Source organism: Imperialibacter roseus, from assembly GCF_032999765.1.
Classification (GTDB): domain Bacteria; phylum Bacteroidota; class Bacteroidia; order Cytophagales; family Cyclobacteriaceae; genus Imperialibacter; species Imperialibacter roseus.
Window position 1 is genome coordinate 4431220 of sequence record NZ_CP136051.1, and the last position, 24017, is coordinate 4455236.

24 protein-coding genes are annotated in these 24017 nt (G+C 46.0%); 8 read left to right on the top strand and 16 right to left on the bottom strand.

The features are described from left to right. Positions 1-19: 19 nt before the first annotated feature. Complete coding sequence (locus RT717_RS18655; RefSeq protein WP_317487899.1) at positions 20-1084, bottom strand: hypothetical protein; 1065 nt, start codon at positions 1082-1084, stop codon at positions 20-22. Positions 1085-1455: 371 nt separating this feature from the next. On the opposite strand from RT717_RS18655, the gene gcvT reads away from it, so the two are divergent. Together gcvT and RT717_RS18665 are read left to right on the top strand one after the other, a co-directional pair. Continuing rightward, the gene (gene gcvT / locus RT717_RS18660; RefSeq protein ID WP_317487900.1) at positions 1456-2553 is read left to right on the top strand and encodes a glycine cleavage system aminomethyltransferase GcvT; all 1098 of its coding nucleotides are present in this window, start codon (positions 1456-1458) and stop codon (positions 2551-2553) included. A 4-nt stretch (positions 2554-2557) separates the two neighbouring features. Next, positions 2558-3265: a 2-phosphosulfolactate phosphatase gene (locus tag RT717_RS18665; protein WP_317487901.1), complete on the top strand. Its 708-nt coding sequence runs from the start codon at positions 2558-2560 to the stop codon at positions 3263-3265. Positions 3266-3307: 42 nt separating this feature from the next. Here the strand turns inward: RT717_RS18665 and RT717_RS18670 are convergent, their stop codons facing one another. The 3 genes from RT717_RS18670 to RT717_RS18680 form a co-directional block, all read right to left on the bottom strand. Next, positions 3308-5899: an ABC transporter permease gene (locus RT717_RS18670; RefSeq protein ID WP_317487902.1), complete on the bottom strand. Its 2592-nt coding sequence runs from the start codon at positions 5897-5899 to the stop codon at positions 3308-3310. Beyond that, the gene (locus tag RT717_RS18675; RefSeq protein WP_317487903.1) at positions 5896-6231 is read right to left on the bottom strand and encodes a PadR family transcriptional regulator; all 336 of its coding nucleotides are present in this window, start codon (positions 6229-6231) and stop codon (positions 5896-5898) included. The genes RT717_RS18670 and RT717_RS18675 overlap by 4 nt, the downstream gene beginning before the upstream one ends. Before the next feature lie 116 nt (positions 6232-6347). After that, on the bottom strand, positions 6348-7226 hold the full coding sequence (locus RT717_RS18680; RefSeq protein ID WP_317487904.1) for a hypothetical protein: 879 nt from the start codon (positions 7224-7226) through the stop codon (positions 6348-6350). 220 nt (positions 7227-7446) lie between these two features. Here RT717_RS18680 and RT717_RS18685 point away from each other — a divergent pair, with 220 nt between their 5' ends. After that, positions 7447-8631 carry a class I SAM-dependent rRNA methyltransferase gene (locus RT717_RS18685; protein ID WP_317487905.1) on the top strand — a complete coding sequence of 395 codons (1185 nt, stop codon included), beginning with the start codon at positions 7447-7449 and terminating at the stop codon, positions 8629-8631. An 8-nt stretch (positions 8632-8639) separates the two neighbouring features. On the opposite strand, the gene RT717_RS18690 is transcribed toward RT717_RS18685, so the two are convergent. The 5 genes from RT717_RS18690 to RT717_RS18710 all read right to left on the bottom strand — a co-directional run bounded on the left by RT717_RS18690 (position 8640) and on the right by RT717_RS18710 (position 11358). Next, positions 8640-8966, bottom strand: a complete 327-nt coding sequence (locus tag RT717_RS18690) for a nucleotide pyrophosphohydrolase (RefSeq protein ID WP_317487906.1) — start codon at positions 8964-8966, stop codon at positions 8640-8642. Between the two features lie 10 nt (positions 8967-8976). Further along, positions 8977-9429 (bottom strand): D-aminoacyl-tRNA deacylase, encoded by a 453-nt coding sequence (gene dtd / locus RT717_RS18695; RefSeq protein ID WP_317487907.1) that lies wholly within the window; start codon positions 9427-9429, stop codon positions 8977-8979. Positions 9430-9490: 61 nt separating this feature from the next. After that, positions 9491-10162: an NAD-dependent epimerase/dehydratase family protein gene (locus RT717_RS18700; RefSeq protein ID WP_317487908.1), complete on the bottom strand. Its 672-nt coding sequence runs from the start codon at positions 10160-10162 to the stop codon at positions 9491-9493. 261 nt (positions 10163-10423) lie between these two features. After that, positions 10424-10831: a YkvA family protein gene (locus RT717_RS18705; protein WP_317487909.1), complete on the bottom strand. Its 408-nt coding sequence runs from the start codon at positions 10829-10831 to the stop codon at positions 10424-10426. A 5-nt stretch (positions 10832-10836) separates the two neighbouring features. Continuing rightward, positions 10837-11358: a DUF7935 family protein gene (locus RT717_RS18710; RefSeq protein ID WP_151998023.1), complete on the bottom strand. Its 522-nt coding sequence runs from the start codon at positions 11356-11358 to the stop codon at positions 10837-10839. A gap of 123 nt (positions 11359-11481) precedes the next feature. Between RT717_RS18710 and RT717_RS18715 the strand changes: the two genes are divergently transcribed. After that, positions 11482-11802: a HesB/IscA family protein gene (locus tag RT717_RS18715; protein ID WP_317487910.1), complete on the top strand. Its 321-nt coding sequence runs from the start codon at positions 11482-11484 to the stop codon at positions 11800-11802. Here the strand turns inward: RT717_RS18715 and folB are convergent. The 3 genes from folB to RT717_RS18730 form a co-directional block, all read right to left on the bottom strand. Then, positions 11776-12135 (bottom strand): dihydroneopterin aldolase, encoded by a 360-nt coding sequence (gene folB, locus RT717_RS18720; protein ID WP_317487911.1) that lies wholly within the window; start codon positions 12133-12135, stop codon positions 11776-11778. The two genes, RT717_RS18715 and folB, sit on opposite strands and share 27 nt — an antisense overlap. Next, positions 12135-12929 carry a DivIVA domain-containing protein gene (locus RT717_RS18725; RefSeq protein WP_317487912.1) on the bottom strand — a complete coding sequence of 265 codons (795 nt, stop codon included), beginning with the start codon at positions 12927-12929 and terminating at the stop codon, positions 12135-12137. The genes folB and RT717_RS18725 overlap by 1 nt, the downstream gene beginning before the upstream one ends. Before the next feature lie 112 nt (positions 12930-13041). Then, on the bottom strand, positions 13042-13971 hold the full coding sequence (locus RT717_RS18730) for a WD40 repeat domain-containing protein (protein WP_317487913.1): 930 nt from the start codon (positions 13969-13971) through the stop codon (positions 13042-13044). Between the two features lie 49 nt (positions 13972-14020). Here RT717_RS18730 and RT717_RS18735 point away from each other — a divergent pair, with 49 nt between their 5' ends. The 3 genes from RT717_RS18735 to RT717_RS18745 all read left to right on the top strand — a co-directional run bounded on the left by RT717_RS18735 (position 14021) and on the right by RT717_RS18745 (position 16675). Continuing rightward, positions 14021-14656: a 4'-phosphopantetheinyl transferase family protein gene (locus tag RT717_RS18735; protein ID WP_317487914.1), complete on the top strand. Its 636-nt coding sequence runs from the start codon at positions 14021-14023 to the stop codon at positions 14654-14656. A 56-nt stretch (positions 14657-14712) separates the two neighbouring features. Further along, positions 14713-15297, top strand: a complete 585-nt coding sequence (locus RT717_RS18740) for a redoxin domain-containing protein (protein ID WP_317487915.1) — start codon at positions 14713-14715, stop codon at positions 15295-15297. A 205-nt stretch (positions 15298-15502) separates the two neighbouring features. Beyond that, on the top strand, positions 15503-16675 hold the full coding sequence (locus RT717_RS18745; RefSeq protein ID WP_317487916.1) for an ATP-binding protein: 1173 nt from the start codon (positions 15503-15505) through the stop codon (positions 16673-16675). A gap of 10 nt (positions 16676-16685) precedes the next feature. Here the strand turns inward: RT717_RS18745 and RT717_RS18750 are convergent, their stop codons facing one another. The 4 genes from RT717_RS18750 to RT717_RS18765 form a co-directional block, all read right to left on the bottom strand. Then, complete coding sequence (locus RT717_RS18750; protein WP_317487917.1) at positions 16686-17546, bottom strand: transglutaminase-like domain-containing protein; 861 nt, start codon at positions 17544-17546, stop codon at positions 16686-16688. A 110-nt stretch (positions 17547-17656) separates the two neighbouring features. Beyond that, complete coding sequence (locus RT717_RS18755) at positions 17657-19297, bottom strand: acyl-CoA carboxylase subunit beta (RefSeq protein ID WP_317487918.1); 1641 nt, start codon at positions 19295-19297, stop codon at positions 17657-17659. 81 nt (positions 19298-19378) lie between these two features. After that, the gene (locus RT717_RS18760) at positions 19379-20332 is read right to left on the bottom strand and encodes an MlaD family protein (protein ID WP_317487919.1); all 954 of its coding nucleotides are present in this window, start codon (positions 20330-20332) and stop codon (positions 19379-19381) included. Between the two features lie 10 nt (positions 20333-20342). Beyond that, on the bottom strand, positions 20343-21122 hold the full coding sequence (locus tag RT717_RS18765; RefSeq protein ID WP_317487920.1) for an N-acetylmuramoyl-L-alanine amidase family protein: 780 nt from the start codon (positions 21120-21122) through the stop codon (positions 20343-20345). Positions 21123-21240: 118 nt separating this feature from the next. Here RT717_RS18765 and RT717_RS18770 point away from each other — a divergent pair, with 118 nt between their 5' ends. Continuing rightward, complete coding sequence (locus RT717_RS18770; protein ID WP_317487921.1) at positions 21241-24009, top strand: putative LPS assembly protein LptD; 2769 nt, start codon at positions 21241-21243, stop codon at positions 24007-24009. Positions 24010-24017 lie beyond the last annotated feature (8 nt).

Genomic DNA, 24017 nt, shown 5'->3' on the forward strand with positions numbered 1-24017 from the left:
CAAGGCATGTCCACCACTATTAAATCTTAAAGAACCACGAGCAATTAGGCAGTGGAAAGGAGTTGACCTCCCCGTCCTGAAACACCGTAACACCAGCGAGAGCTATCTGGAAGGCACGCCCTTCCCGATGCTGAAACCTAACTCCAGGCATCAAAACCAGTGCAGAGAATTTTTCATAACCGGACTCATCCGAAATTCTTACCGAAGTAAGCATTCCATTGCTATCGAAGTTATCATGCCACATACTGCTCCTGCGGTATTGGCTGGCCACAAAAAACATGGAATCAAAAATAAAACTTGACTTACTACCTACCGGTGTTACACCAGCAATCGAAAACGATGGTGCTTTTGCCATTCCATTTTTCTCAGATTGGTAAGGAATATTTGGGTAGTATCCTCCAAACTCGTCAGGGGTAACGGGATAAACGCCCGGCTTTGCGTAGTAGCTTTCTGTTCCCGTCCCAACGTACAAATAGCCAGCGGAGAAAGTAATATTGCTCCGTCGGTCCCCTAGTGTTACCATCCCCCAGTGAAGTGCTCCCGCACCTTTGAAGTTATTGAGATATCCGGAGGATCCCAGTAGTGTTCCTATGCCAAAGCTAACTTTCTCATTTCGAGTTGGGATTGACACTTTGAACACTCCAACGAACGGACTGGCTATCCAGGTAGACATGATGCCCGCTGAAAAGTTGTCGGCCAGAGAAAAATGAACCTCCGGCCCATACAGGTTCAGCATGCCATAGTCCTCCCCCTTCCTGATTGGTAGTGCGTTGGTAGTGAAATAGTACCTTGTACTGAACGGGTCATTGCCCTGGTACTCTCCGGTTACGTCAATACGATCCGACTCGGCAAAGGGTCTGATCGTTTTGACATCGCTCTTGGCTATATAAATCTTTCCAAGGTTTTCCGTTTCAAGAAGTATTTCTCTCCCATCATCGCTCACAATCACACCTACTCTTACAACACCGTCGTGAGTAGTGACAATCACTTTTTCTGCCACGCTATCGGCAGCTGGTTCCTGTGCATAAGCTGCAAATGAAATAACAAGAGCAGCCACAAATGAAAAAAACAGTTTTGCTTTCATGGTACGAATCGTTTAAAAAATGATATTGGTCTTACAAAAAATCTTAAGTTCGAAACCTGAATTCCAGGTCGGGCAAGCACTAACGGTTATTGCCTCCGCCTTTAAAAAAATACTCGCATAAGGATGCTGAGCAATAACACGAGATCAAAAAGTAGTGATAGCATGCTATCCGCTATTGTAGGTTATGCAAAAAGTCGGCCAATTATTAATTATTGAAACCTTAAACCGATCAAAACGCACTATGCCCAGATCAAGACAATAACACTCGCTTGCATATTCTGTCGCTCTTAAATCATATTCTGCTGCGGATCATATGCTGTCCCTTGTCAAATATTACTACTTTTGCAGCTTCCGAATAAACAGCAAAAACAATGGATTCTGCAGAATTGAAAAAAGTGGCCCTCAACGATGTTCACGTTTCCCTGGGTGGTAAAATGGTACCTTTCGCAGGCTACAATATGCCTGTTCGCTACTCCTCCGACCTGGACGAACACCATACCGTTAGAAATGCCGTAGGTGTGTTCGATGTGTCGCACATGGGTGAGTTTATGGTAGAAGGCCCTGGCGCCCTTCCTCTCATCCAAAACGTGACATCCAACGATGCGTCGAAACTGGTGAATGGACAGGCGCAGTACTCCTGCCTGCCCAACGACAAGGGCGGCATTGTGGACGACCTGCTTGTATATAAAATGGCTGATGAGAAATACCTGCTGGTGGTCAACGCCTCTAACATCGACAAAGACTGGAACTGGATCAGCAGCCACAACTCCTTCGGAGCGAAAATGACCAATATCTCAGACGCCACATCCCTTTTTGCGGTGCAAGGCCCCAAGGCAGTAGAAGTCCTTCAAAAGATCACCAGCGTCGACCTTTCAGCTATCGGATACTACCACTTCACGTTAGGCGAAATGGGCGGTATCAAAGACATTATCATTTCCGCTACGGGTTATACGGGCGCTGGAGGTTTTGAGCTATATGTGAAAAATGAGGACGCTAAAAAACTGTGGGACAAGGTGTTTGAAGCTGGAGCCTCGGCGGGCATTAAACCTATAGGTCTTGGTGCCAGAGACACCCTGCGCCTGGAAATGGGCTTCTGCTTGTATGGCAATGATATCGACGATACCACCTCTCCAATTGAAGCCGGGCTGGGCTGGATCACCAAATTCACCAAGGAGTTTACTAACTCAGCTGCGATCAAAGCACAGAAAGAAGCTGGTATCAGCAAAAAGCTGGTGGGCTTCGAATTGGTTGACAGAGGCATTCCACGAGCGCATTATGAATTGTTCAATTCCTCTGAAGAAAAAATTGGCGAAGTAACATCCGGCTCACAATCGCCGACACTCGGCATAGGCATAGGCATGGGCTACGTGAACAAGGCATACAGCCAGCCCGACACGGAAATATTTGTAGGGATCAGAGGCAAATTCCTGAAGGCCAAGGTGGTAAAAGTGCCTTTTCTAAAAAAGTAAACTGATGAGGAATATTGATGTCTGCCTTTCTCCGGAATTAATCCATCAATACGAGTTAAAAGGCAAAATTGTGGTGGTGGTGGACATACTCAGGGCCACCTCCTGCATGGTTTCAGGCTTGGCCACCGGAGTAGCTGCCATCAAACCATTGGCGGATGTGGACATCTGCAAAGGGCTTAAGCAAGAAGGTTATTTCACGGCGGGTGAACGCAACGGCAGCAAGGTGGAAGGCTTCGACATGGGCAATTCCCCTTTCGAATACATGGAGCCTCATCTGAAGGGGCAGAAAGTGGCCGTTACCACCACCAATGGTACCCTTGCCATCGAAAAATCAAAGACGGCAGATCAAATCGTTATCGGTGCCTTTCTCAACCTGACTGCCGTTGCCAAATACATCCAGCAACAAGACAAAGACGTGGTTGTGGTTTGTGCGGCCTGGAAAGGGAAAGTGAATCTTGAGGACAGCTTGTTTGCCGGCGCACTGGTTGAACGACTGGCCGCTTCGCACCAACCTGAGTGCGATGTCCCCCGAATGATGGTAAAGCTATACCAGATCGAAAAAAATGACCTCTTCACATTTGTGAAGGAGTCGTCGCATGCCCGCCGTCTCAACAAGCTGGACGTATTCAAGGACATCGAATTTTGCGTGCAGGAAGATACGTTTGATATCGTTCCCGTGCTGAGAGACGGACATCTCGTTTTAGCGGGCTAAAGTCGTGCCGGCAGGCAACCCCACCGGCACGGCCGCTACATACTACTCACTCCGCAACGTATCCACAGGATTGACGCTGGTAGCTTTAGCAACCTGGCTTGCCACCGTCACGGCTGTTGTCACCAGCACAATGCCCATCGCCAGAATGAAAGGGAGCACCGTTGTTTCCTTTGGGTCTGGATAAATAGCGTTGATCATTTGAGTGATAAGAAAAGCACCTGCCGGTGCCCCCAAAAGAAAGGCAATAAGAATCGTCCAAAAGTATTGTTTACTGGCAATTCTGATAATTTGCGTTGCATCAGCCCCCAGCACCTTCCTTATCCCGAATTCCTTTTTCCGACTTTGAATGCTAAAGCCGAGCAAACCAAACAAGCCCAGGCAAGCAAGGACAATAGCTAAGCCCGATATGAAGCTTATCACCACAATATTTCCCTGATTTTCCTTAAAGAAGTAGTCAAAAACATCTACCTGATACTTACTGTTGTAAGGGTCGTTTGGAGCTATCCCTGTCCATGCTGATGCAAAATATTCGTCCAGTTCTTTTTCATTACCCGCAGCGGTTTTCACCACGAAATAATTAAAACCCTCCTCGGGCGCCGCAGTGAAAACAGTTGGTAGCATTTCATCGTAAAATGCATTGCACATGAAGTCTTCCACCACCCCCACTACCGTGTATCGGGTGCTATCATAAGTCACCTGCTGACCAATAGCATCACCCCAACCAGCCTTTTCCACAAACATTTCTGTTACGATGATACTTCCTGACTGGTCAGCTGCTTTGCTGTCTCCAAAGAACCTTCCTTCCTTAAGGCGGAAGCCCATCGTTTCCATATAGTTTTCGCCCACATGAAAGGCATAGGTTTTGACTTCCTTATCAAGCACGTCGGCTTTGGTGAGCTTATTGGCCCTGGCCACGTGGTAATTGCTCCCGGCATAGCTCAAAACAGCGGTATTCCTGTTGGCCGCATCCCTCAGGGCCTGAAAGTCCGACGCCTCCACCAGTGGCATTGAAATGATTCCTTTGGGATTGTATCCCCAGTCCTTTTCCGCCTGATAAATGGCATTGTCAGTAAAAACAAAGCAAGCGATGATGGTGCTTATGGCGAAGAAAAACTGAAAGCCCAGCAATATTTTGCTGAAGACATTCTTTGAACCCAGCTTCTCATTTCCTCTGAAAATACTGGTTGGCTGAAACTTCGACACATAGAAGGCCGGATAGGCACCTGACACCATGCCAATAAATAGTAACAGCCCACCGAAGAAAGCAATCAGCATGGGAAGACTAGAAAATTCAAAGGGAATGGTAATTGGTATCATGGTGTTGAGCCCGGGCAAAAAGAAATAGTAGCTCATTACAGTGCCCAAACCCAGTGCAAAAGTGCATAAGATCATGTTCTCCAAAATGAACTGGTAAATGATCTGTCGCCGATTTCCCCCAATCACCTTCCTCATGGCAATTTCTTTCAGGCGGCGGGTAGCGGCCGTTACAGAGATATTCATATAATTAAAACAAGCCAGCAACACCAGCATAGCTGCTACCACAGAAAGCCCAATACGCCCGGCTGGATGCCCGCTCCCGCTTATCGAACCATCTATTTCAAATGACCTGAGTGCCAGTTGCTCCAATGGCACCATCTCAAATTTCTCGATAGGCCATTTGCTGCTTGTTTGATTCTGCAGCGCCACAAATCCACTAAAGGTCTCCTCCAGTTCCTGTGGCTGGCGACCTTCCTTCATTTCAATAAAAATAGCATCTGTGGAATAGGCCCAGTCATAATGATCTTCGAGCTGCAGATCAAAGAAGTTGTCCATCGGTACCATGATTTCAAATGAAAAGCTCGCTTTATCCGGCGTCTTGTCCATTACCGCTCCCACCGTATAGTTCTGAATCATACCGTTGGAATACTTGATGGAAACATCCTTGCCCATGGCGTTCTCCCGTCCAAAGTATTTCTCTGCGGTATTTTTATCAATCACTACATAACTTTTGTTCTCAAGCGCATTTATATCTCCATACTTGATAGGAAAATCAAACACTTTCAGCAGAGCCGGGTCAACAAACGATACCAACTCACTAAAAACATTGTCACCAAACCGCATATTGCCATACTGGAATTCGACCCGCACCACATTGTCAACTCCAGCGTGCTTGTCTACCAAATCCGGCCCTATGAGCAGGGGAGCATCTGCCCACATCGCAGTGCTGTTCTCGGTTTTCACATGATTGATCAATTGGTAAATATTCCTCCTGTTGGAATGGAAGTCGTCCATATGTGTCTGCATATCAACAAATATGAAAATGGCGATGCCCATGCCTATTGCTACAGACAAGCCAAGGATGTTGATGAGCGAGATGCCCCAGTTTTTGGATAGGTTTCTGAAACCTACCGTAAAGTAATTTTTAATGAGTCCCATTTGATTAGTCTTATAATTTGAGTTTGTCCTTTTAATGTTTGCCCACCTAAAAAATCGAAGTACATTCCAAATAAACCGCCGCCGGGCTTTTTGGGCGTCTGCAGCAGCCTCCCTCTCAAAAATCTCATAGATATCCCCTTCGATCTCCTCCAGAAGATCGGGACTGCAATACCACCTCAGGAATTTATCAGCCCATTTAGGCGGCGATAGCTGCTTCATAATGAAAAGTTGAAGGCCATTTTTGGTATTCTTTTGTACAGTTCGTTCCTGAAAGCAAAAGACTCATCCAGCGCCTTTTTACCAACGGCCGTCAAAGTGAAGTACCGCTTGCGTCGCCCGCCTCTTTCGTTGGTCGCTCCTCCCATCCGTGACGTAACATAGCCTTTCTCTTCCAGCCTCCGCAACACGGCATGAGCCGCACTTACATTCATGCTTCTTCCTGTCTGCTTTTCTATTTCATCCATCACCGCCACACCATAGGCCTCATCAAACAACGCCCCAACTGTCAGCAGTATAAGTTCTTCCAATTCACCCAAATAGGAGCCTTTCATAGTCACTATTAGTTATACAAACATAAAAGTAATGTATTATGTTGTCTTTTTGTAGAAGAAATAAAAATAAAAGAGCCGGGAGGTCATCCCGGCTTAAAATTCTATGAGACCATTGCCTATTGTTTTTTAAACCTGGCCCATGTTTCATCTATGTATACGGAGTCAATTTGTCGCCCTCCCTTTACTGTCTTTTCCGCATAAAGAGTCCACCTGTTGGCGTTAACTACACCACCAAATGTAATGGTAGCCCCTGTTAGGGTGTGACCCGACGGGTGAATCATTGCCACATTCTCGGTGTACGTCTTCCCGTCATAGATAATTGACCCTGTGCCAGCTCCGGAAATATAATCGCCGTCGTCGTTGTATTGAATCCATACAAAATGTGAAGGGGTCACAAGCTTCATATACTTCACAAAGCCAGGATAGCTCATTTCAGGCCCCCCTTCCTTTTCGTGATAGGAAACCAACTCCCAGGTTCCCACCAGAGAAGAATCGTTTTTTGCAACAGCAGGCACCTTCCTCCACATTTCCTCAATGCGAGACGAATCCACCGCAATAGTCTCTGCGCTTTCTACGTCAAATTCGAAATCTTTCACAAACCCTCGATGGTGCCATTCACCGTTGACAAAGTCAGCAGTGAAATTGATTTTCTGGCCGAGGATGCTACTAGTGGCTGGTAGAAAAAATTCAATATTTTCAACATAATTCTCGCCATCGTAGGTGTAGGTTCCACCTCCCATCCCCACAAGTTGATCGTTATCTTTCTGGTAGCTTATCCAGGTAAAATGGGTTGGCGTCAGGTGTTTTTGGTAAAGAATATTGGAGGGGTGATCTATCCATGTCTTTCCACCACTGGAGTCGCTCATGTAAGACACCAGCTCCCATGTGCCCACAAGACTTTTCGGTGCCGCTGTCGACTCCTTTGAGGAATCGGACGAGCACCCACTGGCCAGCACGCAAATACTGGCTACCGCTAAAATGAATATACTTTTCATGGTTAAAATATTTTGGGTTGGTTTCTCCTTCCTGTTGTGATCCTCTTAAAATGTAAGCATTATTTATGAGAAAGTCAGAATTTTCCAATGCTTAATATCCCTCATATCGACAAAATCACAAAGCAGGAGATGTGTGCTTCATTTGGGCGCTACTTATAATCTCCATCTTTCCGTGCGATTTCGTCAGTTTCATCCTAAGTTTACTGCTTAATAAAAAACCATGTCATCCTATCCCACCATTGTTCTCAAAGCAGGAAAAGAACGCTCCATTCAGCGTTTCCACCCATGGGTGTTTTCAGGAGCTATCCAACATACGCCAAAAGGATTAAATGAAGGTGACCTGGTGCAGGTGCTCGACAGCAGAAAGAAGTTTCTGGGCATAGGCCACTACCAAATCGGTTCGATCACTGTGCGCATGGTGGCTTTCTCCGACGTCACGGTCGATCAAGCCTTCTGGAAAGGCAAAATTGACAGGGCCGTTGAAGCCCGCAGGGCAGTAGGCCTGACGAAAAAAGGCGACCTCAATGTTTTTCGCCTGATACATGGGGAAGGCGACGGTTTGCCAGGGCTGATCATGGACTACTACAATGGTACGGTGGTTTTTCAAGCGCACTCTGTTGGTATGTACCTGCTGAAAGACACTTTTGCTTCTATCCTCAAAGAGCTTGACCTCCCCATAACCGCCTGCTACAACAAGAGCGCCGGCACCATCCCTTTCAAAGCACCTATCCAGGCCGAAGATGGGTTCATTTTCGGGGAGGGCGACACCATCGAGGTAAATGAATACGGAAGTAAGTTCACCATCAATGTGGTAGAGGGTCAAAAGACGGGCTTTTTTATCGACCAGCGGGAAAGCAGAAGGCTGCTGGAGGAGTTTAGCAAGGGCCGGAAAGTGCTTAACACGTTCTGCTACACAGGCGGCTTTTCGGTGTCCGCTTTAAAGGCTGGTGCCTCAGAAGTGGTCAGCGTCGACAGTTCGCAAAAAGCCATTGACCTGACTGAGCAAATCATTGATTTGAATTTCGGGAAAACGGAAAAACATACTTCCCTTTGTGCTGACGCTTTCGACTATCTGGCTAAAATGCCCGACGATTTTGATGTGATTGTGCTTGACCCACCTGCCTTTGCCAAGCATGTAAGGGTGCTTGAAAATGGCCTCAAGGGCTATCGCACGATTAATGAAAAGGCCATCAAAAAAATAAAGCCTGGAGGAATACTTTTTACGTTTTCATGCTCTCAGGTGGTGTCACCGCAAGATTTTCGCACGGCTGTGTTTTCAGCCGCCGCTGCCACAGGACGTGAGGTTCGCATCCTGTACCAAGTGCATCAGCCAGCCGACCACCCGGTAAGCATTTACCACCCTGAGGGGGAGTATTTGAAGGGATTGGTGCTGCAGATAAGTTAACCCTTGCTCTACTTCAGCTTTTCATTGTCCTTGTGGCGGGTCTTGTCTCTGCTGGTCTTTTTTTCCAGGTTCTTTTGGAATGCCTCTGTGAGATTGACACCAGTCTGATTGGCCAGACAAATCAATACCCACAGCACATCGGCCATTTCATCTCCCAGGTCTCTTCCTTTGTCTGAGTCTTTGAACGACTGCTCGCCGTAAGTCCTTGCCATAATGCGGGCCAGCTCGCCCACTTCTTCGGTCAGAATCGTCATGTTGGTCAGCTCGTTGAAATAGCGGACGCCAACCGTTTTTATCCACTGATCTACCTGCTCCTGTGCTTGTTCTATCGTCATCTGGAAGGGTTTAAGCTTTGTTCTTAGTATCAATAATGATCGTAACAGGGCCATCGTTTACAAGTGCCACTTTCATATCGGCCCCAAACTCACCCGTCTCAATTTCACGTTGCAAATCAGCCTGCAGCCGGGCAATCATTTTCTCATAAAGAGGTATTGCCACATCCGGCCTGGCAGCTTTGATGTAGGAAGGCCGGTTGCCCTTTTTTGTGCTGGCATGCAGCGTAAATTGACTGATAAGCAGTATGTCGCCCCCAACCTCCGCAAGGCTTCGGTTCATCACACCGTCATCGTCGTTAAAGATCCGCAGATTGACAATCTTCCTGCTCAACCACTCTATGTCCTCCTGAGTATCGGCCTCCTCAATACCCAGAAGCAGCATAATACCAGTTCCGATTTTTCCTTCGACGGCGCCGTTAATCGTTACCGATGCCTCCGACACTCTTTGAACCACTCCAATCATTGCTCTTATTTTTCCTTCGAAACATTATCAGGTTCAAAGTACAATCAATAATCAATTCAGGCTAATCCTTTGTTGTCGTAATTTTTTCAATTTGTCGGGAGGGGAAAACGTGGAGGCCTGGTAGCCCCTTTTTGGCCGTAACGACCATTCCCTTTGCCACCCTGCTGGCGTCAATAGCAAAAAGCTTTCTACTCGATGCTATCATGAAAAAGGAGAATAGTTTGGAAAAAAACTTGGCAATTTCTTCAAAAGGGCGGCGCTCATTCCTTTCACCCAAAAGAAGAGAGGGTTGGTAAATATATAGCGAAGGGAGACTTAATTTCTTCAACGCCTCTTCGAGCATCCCTTTCACTTTGTTGTAATAAATGACCGACTCAGCATTGGCTCCCAAGGCGGTAACAATGTGGAACTGCTCACATGTGGCAGTTTTAGCGGCCACCTGAGCCAGATTGAAACAGTAGGTATAATCCACTTTAAAAAAAGCTTCCTTCGATCCGGCCTTTTTCAAAGTGGTGCCCAGGCAGCAAAAAAAATGATGGGCTTGGATATCAGCGGAAAGGCTCTCCAAATTCTCAAAATCTGTTATAACAGCCCGAACTTTGCTGCTTGCAGATGGGAGCTCTCTTCGTGTGAGGACTACAATGTTATCATAATAATCATCGCCAACCAGCTGATCCAGCAGCGATGTACCAACCAAACCAGTGGCACCAGCTATAAGTGCAGTCTTACCCATATCATTGAAGTTTAATTGTCGGCAACTCTATCTGAAAGTTGCTTAAAACCATTGACGGATACCACCACTGCGGCCGCTCTTTCCGCAGGCTTTTTGCCTGGCAGGTGCTGGTTGAGAAAAAACTTACCAGCTTATTGAATCATTTGCTGCTGGTATCAAACGGCAAGTCGTTCAAGATAAACTTATTTCCATCTTGCTTAAGTACAAAATGTCCTTTGAAAAATTTAGTCGCACCTTATTTTGCCAATTACGCTGCCCTGTTCAAATCGAAAAATTATCCCTTTCCCATAACAGGTACTCGTCAATATCCTGCTTTAAGCTACGGTAAATGAATGCAATCATTGAGATGTCATCGATAAGCCCCAGCGCTGGAATAAAATCAGGAATAAGGTCTATAGGGGTGATAAAATAAATAAGACCAGCAACCAGGAGGACGATGCTTTTCCAGGGCATTACACGGTAATTACCAGAAATATAGTTCTTCACCATTCTGGAAATAACCTTGATCCGTCCGACAAAACCACTGAGCTTTTCATTGCTTCGGGTAATCTCACCAAGCTTTGTGGACACGCTCCCAATTATTTTATCCACACGCTCTCCATCCCGAAGTACCCTCTCGGCTTTCTTTTCATACGACGACAGCGCTTTTTTCTCCTTATTCTCCTCCATATGACCTAAAACACCTTTCTGATTTCATCTTTCATAAAACTCAAGGCTTGCTCTACGGGGTCACGCTCTTCCTGCATGGCCCTTTGAATGACGGCCTTTGCCAATTCAATACTCTTCGATTCTGGATTCACCTCTGTAATGGCCTGATTAACAATCATAATCACACTTTCCATGGCACTTTTTATCGACCTCCAGGCGTCATCTGACATGTAAAGCTGCTGCGACAAATTATGGTTAAACTCATCCCGGATCTCCTTGAGAAGCACATGCTGTAGTTCCTTGGAAGTGAGGTTTCCGGTGCTGAGCCTGGCAAGCAGGTTACTTGGCGATATCCTCTCAAGAAAAAGACACATCCTCTCATAGGCCTGGAGCCTGATCGGAAGAATGCTCTCGGTATTCTTCATTTTCAACTCCAACATCCTTTTTTCCAACTCCTTGTTCAGAAACGACCTAACCATCAGGTACATAGCATAAAGTACCAGGCCAGCCGGGATAATGATTTTTGCAAGATCAACTAAGGGTTCCATTTACCAGGGTTTTGATTTGAAGTTAGAATTATTTTAACGGACTTACCGTTTTCAAAATAAATAAATTTAAATCCCCGAATTGCAGCAACTTTGCCTGAGTTTTGGAAAAATTAGCGAATACAGATGAATATACACCCTGTAAGCATTAGCGAGAAAGCGCTGGGGGAGATCAAAGAGATCATTGCCAAAAAGAAAATCCCGGAAGGCTATGGTCTGCGCATTGGTATCAGAGGAGCGGGCTGTGCAGGTGTTTCCTACATGCTTGGTTTCGACAAGAAAAAAGAGGGAGACATTGAGTACTCAATAGCAGGAATAAACGTGTTTATTGAGAAAAAGCACACCATGTACCTGATCGGCCTGGAGGTAGATTTTTACGATGGCGCTGATGCCCGTGGTTTTTCTTTTGTTAACCCCGACCTACCGGTGCCTGACCAGGCTCACTGACGACTCCTCACACCTGCCCTCCAGCGGCGGCAATATCTTAGCCACAGTTATGTCAAGTATCTTCACCTCAGTGTATTCTGCAAAAAGCTTCTCTGATATTTTGTAAGCCAGGTGCTCAAGTAAGTTAACCGGAACTTCCATGATCTCAGCCACTATCTGATATACCTCCTCATAGTCGAGGGTGTCGGCCAGCTTATCGGACAAAGCGGCTTTGGAAATGTCTGTTTGGAAAACCAGGTCAATGCGAAAATCATTGCCTCTTTCACGTTCAAAGCTATGAACGCCATGAAAAGAGTGAAACATCAGTCCTTTCAGTGCAATTTTTCCCTGCATCAATTCAGCTCATCAAAAAATGAGCCCGTCGAACTGATTTCCTCCAGGCTGTACTCCTCGCCTGCTACCTTGATCACCTTTCTGGATTCGGTGACGGTCTTCGCTTTGACTTCTTCTTTTACGGGAGCTTTTTGAGCTGGCTTTACCCCAGCTTCCACGGAAAGTTTTGTGACCTCAGTAGACGACTCAAGCCTCACATCCTCATCCGAAAAAATCTCCTTTTTCGCACGGGAAAGAGCCTTTACCTTTTTCAATTGTTCATCAAAGGTTTTTCCGCTTCTGTTCTTTTCGATGCGATCCACCTTTTCCATGATATCGCTGGACGACATCCTCAGGCTATTGATCAAATTGTCACGATGGTTCTCAATAGACTTATAAGTTTGCTCCAGGGTTTTCACTTCCTCGTGCAAATCTTCAATGATTTCTCTCGAATGATCTTCAGCCCTCTCAATCATCGCACGGGCCTTGTTTTTCGCTTCGCTCATCAACGCCTCCGCCTTCATTTGCGTCTCCTTCATATGAAGTTCGGCTGCTTTACTGGCCTGCTCGATAAGGTTAGCAGCCGTATCATCAGCAGTTTTGAGGGTTTTGAACAGCGAGCTTTCAACTTCACGGAGCTTGGCAACTTCTTTTTCGGCGGCCTCCAGCTTATAGCGCAACTCCTTGTGCTCATCTTGCATTCTCTCCCACTCTTGTGAAAGTGTGAGCAAAAATGCATTCACTTCATCTTTGTCGAGGCCTCTAAAAGCCTTTTCAAAAGACTTTTGCCTTATTTCTAACGGAGTAATTTTCATCTGATAGTATATCTTCCTTTCGACGGCGGTATCGCCAAGGGGTTAACTAATAAACCGAAAATGAAGTTGCAGGTGAGCTAAAATAGGGCAGAAAGGTAGGTAAAATCTATTGTCATTCAAAGTGGGAGGGGTTGAAATTCAAATCCCACACTGATATGGACCTGTCGTCGCTGGCAGAAACAAGCTGGTCATTGTAAGCCGTCCACAGCATTTTATTCACCGAAGTGCCGTGCCCGGCATGGCGTGCTTTGTCGATCACTTTTAGTAGTTGAAGTGTTGAGGCGTCCCACACCTTGATGCTTTTGTCCATGCTGCACGTTACAAAATGGCTACCCGAAGGGTTGTAAACAATGTGATTGATGGCATACATATGGGCAACGATGGACTCATAAGCCACATAATCCTTCTCCACATCCCACACCTTCAAATGAGCATCCCTGCCCCCGCTTAGCAGCCATTTGAAGTCAGGTGAGTAGCAAACAGAGAACACAGAATTGGTATGAGAGTCAATGGTATTGATCAAATCATAAGTTTGAAGATCGATCACTCTTATGGCAGCGTCGGAATAACCCACTGCCAGGTGCCTGTCTACCGGGTTCACGGCAATCGTTCTGGCGCTTTTGTCGCTGAATTTAAGCCTGCGAACAATTTTCACATTTGGCCAGTCAATCACAATCACCTCACCGCTTCCAGTCGCCACAAATAACAAATCCCTGTAGTACTGAATATCGAATATAGCAGCGTCGGTCAACTTCAGGGAAGCTTTTTCTTTGCCTTTGGCAGTGTCAATGAAATGGATGCCGTCGTAATTATGTCCAGCGACCAAAAAGCCAGCCTCATGGATGTAACAAAGGGCATAAATTGAATTGTCCAGCTTGGCTACCAGTCGACCGTTTTCCGGTGCCTCCAAATCCCAGCTGGCCACCATACCATCGCCGGCAGCGGAGTAGAACAGCTGGCTGGTGCCTCCCCGGGCTAACGTATAAATACAGTCTTTGTGCCCGGTAATGGCAGCCAATTTTTTCACCTCCACTTTTGACATTGCACTTTCTCTATTTAGTTTCGATCAACGGATTACAAACATACAAAAGATGCCAGTGGTTCTGACGAAACGTATTAGTGAGGACGAAATTCTGGCGATTTGGGAAATCACCGAGTCGTACGAGGAATTTGAAGAGCGTCTTCACAGAACCCCCTGGATCGACAATGGGCAGGAAGGAACCATCCACCCCATCAAAAGGCTGGAGTACCTCGCCTGCCGTTTTGCGACAGAGCACCTTGCCGGGGCTATCAATATTCCGTTTCACGGAGTTTATAAAGACTTCCACGGCAAGCCGCACCCTAAGGGAGACGAGTTTTTCCTTTCCTGGTCGCATGCCTACCCGTATGCTGTGAGCTGTATCCATCTCAAAAAGCCTGTTGGCATAGATATTGAAAGACCCAGAGAGCAGCTTGTGAGAGCAAGCAGTAAATACATGAATGATGAAGAAACATCTTTGGTAGAAGGAAACAACCTTGATCAGCTATGCCTCATTTGGGCCGCCAAGGAGGCTATTTTCAAAATGAACGGAAGAAGCGGTTTGTCGCTGAAGGACGACATAACAATAGAGAGCATAGAAAATACCAAAAAAAAGGTATTGTCTAAGGCCAATATTAATGGTAGCATTAAAAAAATATCTCTCGATTTCTTTCGCATGAAAGAAAACTGGGTGGTATATACCCGATAAATAGCTATATTTATATAAAATATTTTATATTTTATCTTCTTAAAAGAATATTAGAATTGAAAAAGACTGCTTGTGTATTTTTTTTAATTGCCTGCTTACTTCAAACTACTGCGCCGGTTTACAGCCAAACTATCTCGGGCGATATCAACCTGCAGGACGTTTCGTCAGGAAAATCCTTTAGTTTTTCAAGTTTATCCGGAGCTAAGGGCATTGTCGTATTTTTTACGAGTGAACACTGCCCTTATGCCAAGCTTTACGAAAAGCGAATAGTGACGCTGGCGGCTGAGCTCAAGGGACTCGGTATACATACTGTGTTGGTAAATCCCAACGATGGCATACTAAGCCCCGATGATGCTGTGGAAAAGATGAAAGGAAAAAGCTATCCTTTTCCCTACCTGGCCGACAAACAGCAGCAGTGCGTGAAAATGTTCAACGCCCAAAAAACACCAGAAGTGTTCCTGATCAAAGCTTCAGGAAGCAATTATGAATTGGTTTATCAGGGAGCATTCGACGACAACCCGATGTCGGAAGAAGAGGTAACGGAGACTTATCTGGCCAATGCGGCCCGGGCATTAGCTGCCGGGAAAGCAGTTGCCAAAAAGATGACGAGACCTACTGGTTGCATGATTAAGAGCCGTTAATAAACCTCTTCATCCCCCAACACCTTTAAGAGTATCTTTATTTCATCGGTGCGGTGGTAGTCGCCTTGCAGATAGTGCTTAAAGGCTCAGTTTATCGAATTGACAGAGTGTGTTTTGTCAGAAATAGAAAAATTCTCCTTAAAAGCTGCGTTGCAGGCAAAGAATCATCCTTGCAATTTTAACATTTAATGTTAAAATTGCAAGGATGATTCCAAGAGAGATTCAAAGACAAATACAGACACTGCTAACAGAATTTCCTGCAGTTGCGATACTTGGGCCAAGGCAGGTAGGCAAAACGACGCTCGCCGACGCTATTGCAAAAACAATGAAATCCAAATCCGTCTACCTAGACCTCGAGCTTCCGTCAGATCTCTCGAAGCTGCATGAGCCAGAACAATACTTCGAACTTCACAAAGGCAAGCTGATCATCCTCGATGAGATACAAAGAGCGCCAGAGTTATTCTCGATTCTGCGAGGAGTTATCGATCACCGTAAACGTGAAGGTTATACATCGGGGCAATTTCTAATTCTCGGGTCTGCCTCTCTGGATCTTTTAAAACAATCTTCTGAATCATTAGCAGGACGGATTGCTTTTACTGAGTTGACCGGACTTTCCATTAACGAAACTTATAACCACAAGACCGACAATATCAATCGGTTGTGGTTAAGAGGCGGATTTCCTGATAGCTACACTGCCCCATCAGATCAATCCAGCTTTCGGTGGCGTTCCAATTTCATTTCCACCTATCTGGAAAGAGACATTCCTCAGCTCGGTTCCAGAATTCCCGCCACCACCTTACGAAGGCTTTGGACAATGCTTGCGCACTCGCAAGGCTCTCAAGTCAACATGTCAACTTTGGCAACCGGGCTTGACACCTCCGTCACCTCTATCAAGCGCTACCTTGATCTCCTTGAAGACTTACTTCTCATCAGAACGTTACGACCATGGGCTGGAAACATAGGCAAAAGGCTTGTCAAATCACCCAAAGTTTATATCCGGGACAGCGGGCTTACTCACTCCCTTCTTAACCTGATAACTATGGATGATTTATTGGGTCACACCATTGCAGGACTAAGCTGGGAAGGCTTTGTTATGGAAAACATGTTGTCGAATTTGAAGTTAGGTAGTACACCATGGTTTTACAGAACATCAGCAGGAGCAGAAATTGACCTCATTATTGAAAAGCCAGGAGGAGGTAACTTCGCCATCGAAATCAAAAAATCTTTGACCCCAGTACTTTCGAAGGGATTTTATCACGCCTGTGAAGATGTCAGGGCCGTAGAACGTTTTGTGGTTTACCCAGGTACTGAAGAATACTCTATCGGCAATGGTGTAATAGCGATACCAGTAGGTAATGCTATGCAATTACTCCAATAACAAAAAGCCGTTAATAAATCTCTTCATCCCCCAACACCTTCAATAGTATCTTTATTTCATCGGTGCGATGGTAGTCGCCCAGCTTATCAAAAGAAACGATCAGGTTTCTCATGATACGCCTTATGATTTCGAGGTTAGCGCACGGCTGATAATAAGATTCCTGAGGAACGAGGTGTAAATGCTCAATGTAATTGTTGATGTCTTCTTTGCTGAACACCAACCCTTTGTTGAATACATTGATGTAAAACTGAAGCTTTTCCGTTTTGTAAGTAAGGATAAACAGATTCGGGAGGTTCACGCCTTTCACAGGCATATCGAGCTTCTGCGCTATCAGCATGTAAACCACGCACAACGAGATGGGATTGCCTTTTCTCGACTCAAGCACCGTATTGATCATTGAGTTGGCGGGTGAATGAAAATGCTTTGTATTGGCGCTGAACTTCAGTTTTCCGAAGATGGCACTGTTCAACATCTTCACCTGGTCAAACGGACTCAACTCAGGGTTATGCTCCGTCCAAACGTCCACAAAAAGCTGTTCAAAGTCTCTTACCAGCTTGCTGAGCTCCAGGTCGGGGTATTGGTAGGTCGCAATCAACCACAAGCCTTCAAGCAGGTTGTCTTCCCTCTCATCCATCCACGCCTTCAATCGCTCCTGCAAAAGATCGAACTGAAGCGTATGAATCATGTCCTCCAGTCTTCGCTGAACAGTTGGATTGAAGCTTTTTTCCCATTCTCCTTCCAAAAACGGAATAATGGTCGTGCCAAGCGACATTATTTTGCCCTCCACATGAGTGCTCACCTCTGTGTCGTCGTCGTCAAGCAACGACACCAGCGCTTTTAGCTCTCCCTCATTGATCACCTCTACACTCATTTATACTGAATAACTTTAGTTCTGTAAATGGAGAAATACCTCGTCAAAATGCCTCAAAAAAATAAGAATCAAAAGAGAGTTTCAAATTAATGCATGCCCCTTAACGCCTGTTATGTTTGAATAATTCCCACGTTGAATGGTCTGGTAATAGGGGCATGATTGGCCGCTTCAATGCCCATGGAAATAATTTTTCTGGTATCGGAGGGATCAATGATCCCATCCACCCATAGCTGAGAAGCCGCATAGTAAGGGCTTAACTTCTTATTGTAGCTGTCGGTAATCTCGTCCAGGAGTTCCTTCTCAGCCTCCGGTGTTATTTCCTTTCCCTGCCCTTTGAGGGTTGATACTTTGATTTGCAAGAGCGTTTTGGCCGCAGAGCTGCCACTCATTACGGCAATCTGGGCCGTTGGCCAGGCGTAAATCAACCTCGGGTCATAGGCCTTGCCACACATGGCATAGTTGCCAGCACCATATGAATTGCCAAGAATGAAAGTAAACTTGGGCACCACCGAATTAGCCACAGCGTTGACCATCTTTGCGCCGTCCTTTATGATGCCGCCATGCTCAGCCCGGCTCCCCACCATGAACCCGCTCACGTCGTGAAGAAAAACGAGCGGTATCTTTCGTTGGTTGCAGTTCATAATAAAACGGGCCGCTTTATCAGCCGAATCGCTATAAATCACTCCGCCCATTTGCATTTCTGAGGCAGCTCCAGAGCCCTTTTTTGCTTTCACTATCTTCCGTTGGTTGGCCACAATCCCCACTGCCCATCCGTCGACTCTTCCGTGTCCGCAAATGAGCGTCTTTCCGTATTCGGGTTTGTACTCATCAAATTCGGATCTGTCCACCATACACTTGATCACTTCCAGCATGTCGTAGGGTTTGACCCTATCTACAGGAAAGAGGCCAGACAGCTTTTGCTCATCAAGTGGTAGTTCAGCTTTTATCCGGTCAAAGCCCGCATGCTCCGGAGCCCCTATCTTGTCAAAAATCTTCCTTACTGCATCGAGACATGCTTCGTCATTTGGATACCTATTATCAGTAACCCCCGATATTTCGCAGTGAGTGGAAGCACCCCCGAGCGTTTCGCTGTCTACATCCTCACCGACGGCTGCTTTTACCAAATAGCTGCCAGCAAGAAAAATGGAACCTGTTCCCTCCACAATCAGCGCTTCATCGGACATGATAGGCAAATAGGCACCACCAGCCACACAACTACCCATAATGGCCGCCACCTGCACAATTCCCATGCTCGACATCAGGGCGTTGTTGCGGAACTGCCGCCCGAAGTGCTCCTTATCAGGGAATATTTCATCCTGCATAGGCAGAAAAACGCCAGCACTGTCGACGAGGTAAATGATCGGAAGTTTGTTTTCAATAGCGATTTCCTGGGCCCTTAGGTTCTTTTTGGCTGTGACGGGGAACCAGGCACCGGCCTTTACAGTGGCATCGTTGGCCACTATCACGCACTGCCGTTTGCTTACATAGCCAATCCCGACAACAACACCTCCGGAAGGACAACCGCCATGCTCCTCATACATACCATCTCCCACGAGCGCACCCACTTCCAGAAACTCCGATTCGGGATCGATCAGGTGGTGTATCCTCTCCCTGGCGGTGAGCTTTCCTTTGGCATGTTGGGCGTCTATTTTTTTAGTGCCACCACCTTTTTTTACTTCGGCAAGTTTCTGATTGAGTTCACTAACGAGGAGCCTTAGCGCATCTTCATTTTTGTTGAATTCCAGATTCATATAAGCTTTTGGGTTAATAGCTAATTCTGACGTGCCTCCATTCGCATCGGCTCAGGTGAAACCCAAATTACCTCAAAAGGATCAATTTTTGTCCCTCGCCAGGTCCTTTTCGATTTTCTTCCTGCTTTTGCCCAGCGGAGCAAAGAAATGCTTGGGATATGCATTGATATGAACTACCAGGCTGTCAAGATCCTCGATGGTTTTGTTCAGGTTGGAATAGATTGAATCTTCTTTGAGCAAGCGGCCTACCGTGCCCTCCCCTTTATTGAACATGTCGAGTGTAGTATTCACATGTGAAAGAAGTTCTTGCGTCTCATCGAGGGTGGCTTGTAGCTCCAGTGCATTTACTTTTTCAATAGCTCCATTGGCATTGACCAAAATCGGGTCAATCCGCTTGATGGTTTGGCTAAGCTGAGCGGCCAGCTCCTGAAACGAAATCATGACATTGTTGAGCTCTTCCTTGTTCTCACCAATAATGCCGTTGACCTGGTGGGCCATCACCTGAAGCTCGCCAATAGTGCTGTTGATCTTTTCGCCACTACCCTGCAGGCCTAAAAGAATCTCGTTGATTCTTCTGATGGTTATGCCAAGGTTATCGGCCACCGGTGCGGCACTTTCTTTAAGAAAATCGGTAATTCCTTTGTCTATCTCGGAAATCAGCGTGTCGCCATCCTCGATAGGCATCCCAACATCGTCGATGCTAAGCTCGATGGCCTTGCTCCCCAGGAAGTCGACATTGTACAGTTTTGCCCTTGTTGAGTCAGTCAATATGATGTCCTCGTCGATGGTCATTTCCACCAGAACCTGATTGCCCCTATCCTGCAGGATGCGGATTTTGCTAATCCGTCCAACAGAATACCCGTTCACTATGACCGAGTTAGCCACTTTTAAGCCATCAATGGTCTCGTAAAGTGCATAGTATTTGCTGGTATTGGAAAAAAAGTCGGTTCCCTTCAAAAAATTGAAGCCGTAGTATAGCAGTGCTCCAGATACAATAGTAAATAAGCCTACTTTAAATTCTTTAGAAAATCTCACGTAGTCTGGTTTAGTTCATTGACTCAATCTCATTCTTGTAATCTCTGAATGCCCGAAAGATGCCAGAAGCTATATACGATTGCTGTAAGGGATCGTTGAGTTCTTTTTCTTCCTTCTCGTTACTAAGATACCCTGTTTCAACCAAAACACTGGGCATGGAAGTTTCCCAAAGCACCCAAAAACCTGCCATTTTTACCCCCCGGCTGTGCTTACCTACCCTTGTTTTGAACTGATGCTCAATTTTTGACGCCAAACTAAGGCTATTTTGCTGGTAAGCACTTTGGGTTAAACTAAACAGGATATACGACTCGGGAGAGTTGGGATCGAAGCCTTCATACACTTCGGAGTTCTCCTCCTGGAGGATAACGGCGTTTTCTCTTTTGGCTACATCGAAGTTAGCATCGCTCTTGTGAAGTCCCATTACATAGGTTTCGGTGCCTTCAACAGATGGGTTTGCCACCCAATTACAGTGTATAGAAATAAAAAGATCAGCGTTGTTTCTATTGGCAAATAGCGCCCTATCATGCAAAGAAGGGAAGGAATCATCCTCTCTGGAATAGAGGACTTCTACATCAGGAAGATATTTCTTGATTGTTTGGCCCAATTCCAGGGCTATTTTCAATGCTATATCCTTCTCTTTGGATATCTTTCCGTGTGTTCCAGGATCCTTGCCGCCATGTCCGGCATCAATCACAACCTTCCTTACCCGGTAGTCGTGAAGCCCAATTGGGGAATAGGATGCAGCAACCAGAAGCAGTGAAAATGAAAGTAATAAGACAATATTTTTCACAACATTTCGGTTGTTAACCTTAAACGAAATAATTTTACGCAAAATTGAAAATTTTTATCAGAAACTGAAATCTGGTCGTTCATTTCAAATAACCATTTCTTAATTGTCCCAATTTTAAATGCTCTCAATAAAAAATGCCTTACTACTTGCTATCGGCATCATTATATCCACATGGGGGCATGGGCAAAATTTAGGCCAGAAATCGGGACAAGATAGCGTAGCCATCGGAGAGCAACTCCCCATTTTGAAAGGAGATACGCTGGTGCCAAAACCAGAGCAAAGGTTTTTAGGCAGCGACACGTTGAGTTTACCAGGGAGTGATTTCTTTCAAAACATGGATATCGACTCCCTGGTTAACGAGCAATTAGCGGCGGACACTTTGAAATCCGATTCCGCCAAGGTGGCCAAAGAAATCCCTAAAAGCGATATCGAAACGGCCATTAAATACGAGGCGGCAGATTCCATTTTTTTGGACGTAAACACCCAAAGAGTGATGCTCTATGGTGAAGGGAAAATTAACTACGGCAAAATCGAGCTTCAGGGAAGTAGAATAGACATCGACTGGCCTACGAATACAATCAAAGCCAACTATACGACAGATTCATTGGGAAAGAAAGTCGGTGTGCCCGTGTTCACCGAGGGTGATGAGAGCTACAATGCTCAGGACATGACTTACAACTTCAAAACCAGAAAGGCGCTTGTAAACGGGATTGTCACCCAGCAAGGCGATGCCTACATGCACGGTGAAAAAGTAAAAATGAATGCCAGCAGCGAGCTTTTTATCAGGAATGCCAAATATACCACTTGTAACCTCGAAGATCCCCACTTTCACATAGCCTCCAGTAAACTGAAAGTGATCCCTGGCAATAAGGTCGTTTCGGGGCATTTCAATCTTCATTTCAGGTCTATCCCAACACCCCTGGGTTTTGCTTTCGGTATGTTTCCGCAGCCGAAAAAGAAAGTATCGGGTGTGCTGGTCCCCAAATATGGAGAAGAACGGCGGAGGGGCTTCTTTTTGAAAGACGGGGGCTACTACTTCGCCATCAACGACTATATGGACTTGGCGCTGACCGCCCAGGTTTTCTCCAAAGGCAGCTACGGTGCAACGTCTGACTTCCGATACAAAAAGCGTTATGCTTTCAATGGCAATATGAACCTGTCGTACAACAGGAATAAGGGCGAAAATGAAGAGGACAGCCTGTCGACCAAAGACTATTGGATCAGGTGGAGTCATACCCCAGAAACAAAAGGAACGTTCCGGATTTCGTCGTCAGTAAACGCAGGCAGCTCCACCTATAGCCAAAATAACTACCAGAGTGTGCAATTCAACACCAACTCACAGTTCAACTCCAGCGTGAGTATGAGCAAAACGTTCACAGGCACACCATTCAATGCCTCGCTCAACTTCAGGCAAAGCCAGAACGTGCAAACCAAATCGATGACCATATCGGCGCCGGAGTTTACACTGAACACCAACCGGTTTTTCCCACTTGCATGGATTACCTCCGGAAATGCCTCTGTGCTTGATAAGCTGAGTGTTTCACACAATTTTAGCCTTAAAAACGAATTCAACAACACCAACCCAAACTACAATGCCAATATTGATGGGTCTGAACAGTACCTGCCCGTCAATTCCGACAATCTTCCGGGCATGCTTCGTAACTCCAAAAATGGCGGACGGCATTCGGTACCAATTTCCACCACCTTTAATGTACTTAAATTTATCAGCGTCAGCCCCAGCTTTAATTACACTGAATGGTGGTACCTGAAAGAGCTCAACAGGCGATGGGACGACGAGCAAAAAGAAGTGGTTACCGATACGGTTCGTGGCTTTAGCCGGGCCGGATCTTATAGTTTCGGGACAGGTTTCTCCACGAGGCTTTACGGTATGGTGTTCGTAAAAGGAGAAAAAGTGGAAGCTATTCGCCATGTAATCACACCGACCATCTCCCTATCCTACTCGCCTGACTTTTCGGAAGAAAGGTTCGGTGTCTATCAAAATGTCCAAAGTGACTCGCTGGGGAGAACGAAGTTGTATTCAAAATACGACGGGTTTGTGTTTGGTGGGCCGGGCCTGGGGAAATCGGGCAGCATCGGCTTTTCGCTCAACAACAACTTTGAGATGAAAGTACGAGACAGAAAGGACAGCACCCAGGAGTTCAAAAAAGTGAAGCTGCTCGACAACCTGTCCATCAGCTCCGGTTACAACCTGCTAGCCGACTCCTTTAACCTGAGCACAATAGGCTTTACCACCAGAACGCTACTATTTAACAAATTGGACATTAACTACAGGATGACGCTTGATCCGTATTTGTACGTGCTTGACAGCACCACCAACACCGGCGGTGTACGTAAGGTATATCAAACAAAAGTGGATGAATACACCTGGAACCACGGCCAGGGAATAGGAAATTTAAGTAATGCAAGTATTGCTTTAAGCACCAGTCTTAACCCAAAGGCACAAAAAGAGCAAAATAAAGACAAGGAAAGTGAGTTTGGCACTGAAGAAGAAAAAGACTACATCCGGACGCACCCCGATCAGTATGTAGATTTCAATATCCCATGGGACCTGCGGCTGAGTTACAATGTGGACTTTAGGAAAACAGGGTTTGCTGACCCGGTAGTGACGCAGTCGTTCACGATGAATGGCAATACGTCCATCACCGAAAACACCAAGATCACATTCAGCTCCGGCTACGACTTCAAAAACAAAGAAATAACGCAAACCAGGCTCGGCATCATTCGGGATATCCACTGCTGGGAGCTGTCCGTTGACTGGACACCCTTTGGGCGGTTTACCTCCTACTCTGTCACTTTGAGAGCCAAGTCGGCGCTTCTGCAAGACCTGAAGCTTAGCAAACAAAGGAGCTTTTTTGATTCGTTTTAGGCAGCTGA

Coding starts and splice junctions, on each gene's coding strand:
- RT717_RS18655 (WP_317487899.1), bottom strand. CDS start 1,084: ATGAAAGCAAAACTGTTTTTTTCATTTGTGGCTGCTCTTGTTATTTCA.
- folB (WP_317487911.1), bottom strand. CDS start 12,135: ATGCAGGGAAAAATTGCACTGAAAGGACTGATGTTTCACTCTTTTCAT.
- RT717_RS18690 (WP_317487906.1), bottom strand. CDS start 8,966: ATGACGATAGAACAAGCACAGGAGCAGGTAGATCAGTGGATAAAAACG.
- RT717_RS18715 (WP_317487910.1), top strand. CDS start 11,482: ATGAATATACACCCTGTAAGCATTAGCGAGAAAGCGCTGGGGGAGATC.
- RT717_RS18730 (WP_317487913.1), bottom strand. CDS start 13,971: ATGTCAAAAGTGGAGGTGAAAAAATTGGCTGCCATTACCGGGCACAAA.
- RT717_RS18700 (WP_317487908.1), bottom strand. CDS start 10,162: ATGGGTAAGACTGCACTTATAGCTGGTGCCACTGGTTTGGTTGGTACA.
- RT717_RS18710 (WP_151998023.1), bottom strand. CDS start 11,358: ATGGAACCCTTAGTTGATCTTGCAAAAATCATTATCCCGGCTGGCCTG.
- RT717_RS18675 (WP_317487903.1), bottom strand. CDS start 6,231: ATGAAAGGCTCCTATTTGGGTGAATTGGAAGAACTTATACTGCTGACA.
- RT717_RS18770 (WP_317487921.1), top strand. CDS start 21,241: ATGCTCTCAATAAAAAATGCCTTACTACTTGCTATCGGCATCATTATA.
- RT717_RS18725 (WP_317487912.1), bottom strand. CDS start 12,929: ATGAAAATTACTCCGTTAGAAATAAGGCAAAAGTCTTTTGAAAAGGCT.
- RT717_RS18685 (WP_317487905.1), top strand. CDS start 7,447: ATGTCATCCTATCCCACCATTGTTCTCAAAGCAGGAAAAGAACGCTCC.
- RT717_RS18755 (WP_317487918.1), bottom strand. CDS start 19,297: ATGAATCTGGAATTCAACAAAAATGAAGATGCGCTAAGGCTCCTCGTT.
- RT717_RS18750 (WP_317487917.1), bottom strand. CDS start 17,546: ATGAGTGTAGAGGTGATCAATGAGGGAGAGCTAAAAGCGCTGGTGTCG.
- RT717_RS18735 (WP_317487914.1), top strand. CDS start 14,021: ATGCCAGTGGTTCTGACGAAACGTATTAGTGAGGACGAAATTCTGGCG.
- RT717_RS18670 (WP_317487902.1), bottom strand. CDS start 5,899: ATGAAGCAGCTATCGCCGCCTAAATGGGCTGATAAATTCCTGAGGTGG.
- RT717_RS18705 (WP_317487909.1), bottom strand. CDS start 10,831: ATGGAGGAGAATAAGGAGAAAAAAGCGCTGTCGTCGTATGAAAAGAAA.
- RT717_RS18665 (WP_317487901.1), top strand. CDS start 2,558: ATGAGGAATATTGATGTCTGCCTTTCTCCGGAATTAATCCATCAATAC.
- gcvT (WP_317487900.1), top strand. CDS start 1,456: ATGGATTCTGCAGAATTGAAAAAAGTGGCCCTCAACGATGTTCACGTT.
- dtd (WP_317487907.1), bottom strand. CDS start 9,429: ATGATTGGAGTGGTTCAAAGAGTGTCGGAGGCATCGGTAACGATTAAC.
- RT717_RS18680 (WP_317487904.1), bottom strand. CDS start 7,226: ATGAAAAGTATATTCATTTTAGCGGTAGCCAGTATTTGCGTGCTGGCC.
- RT717_RS18745 (WP_317487916.1), top strand. CDS start 15,503: ATGATTCCAAGAGAGATTCAAAGACAAATACAGACACTGCTAACAGAA.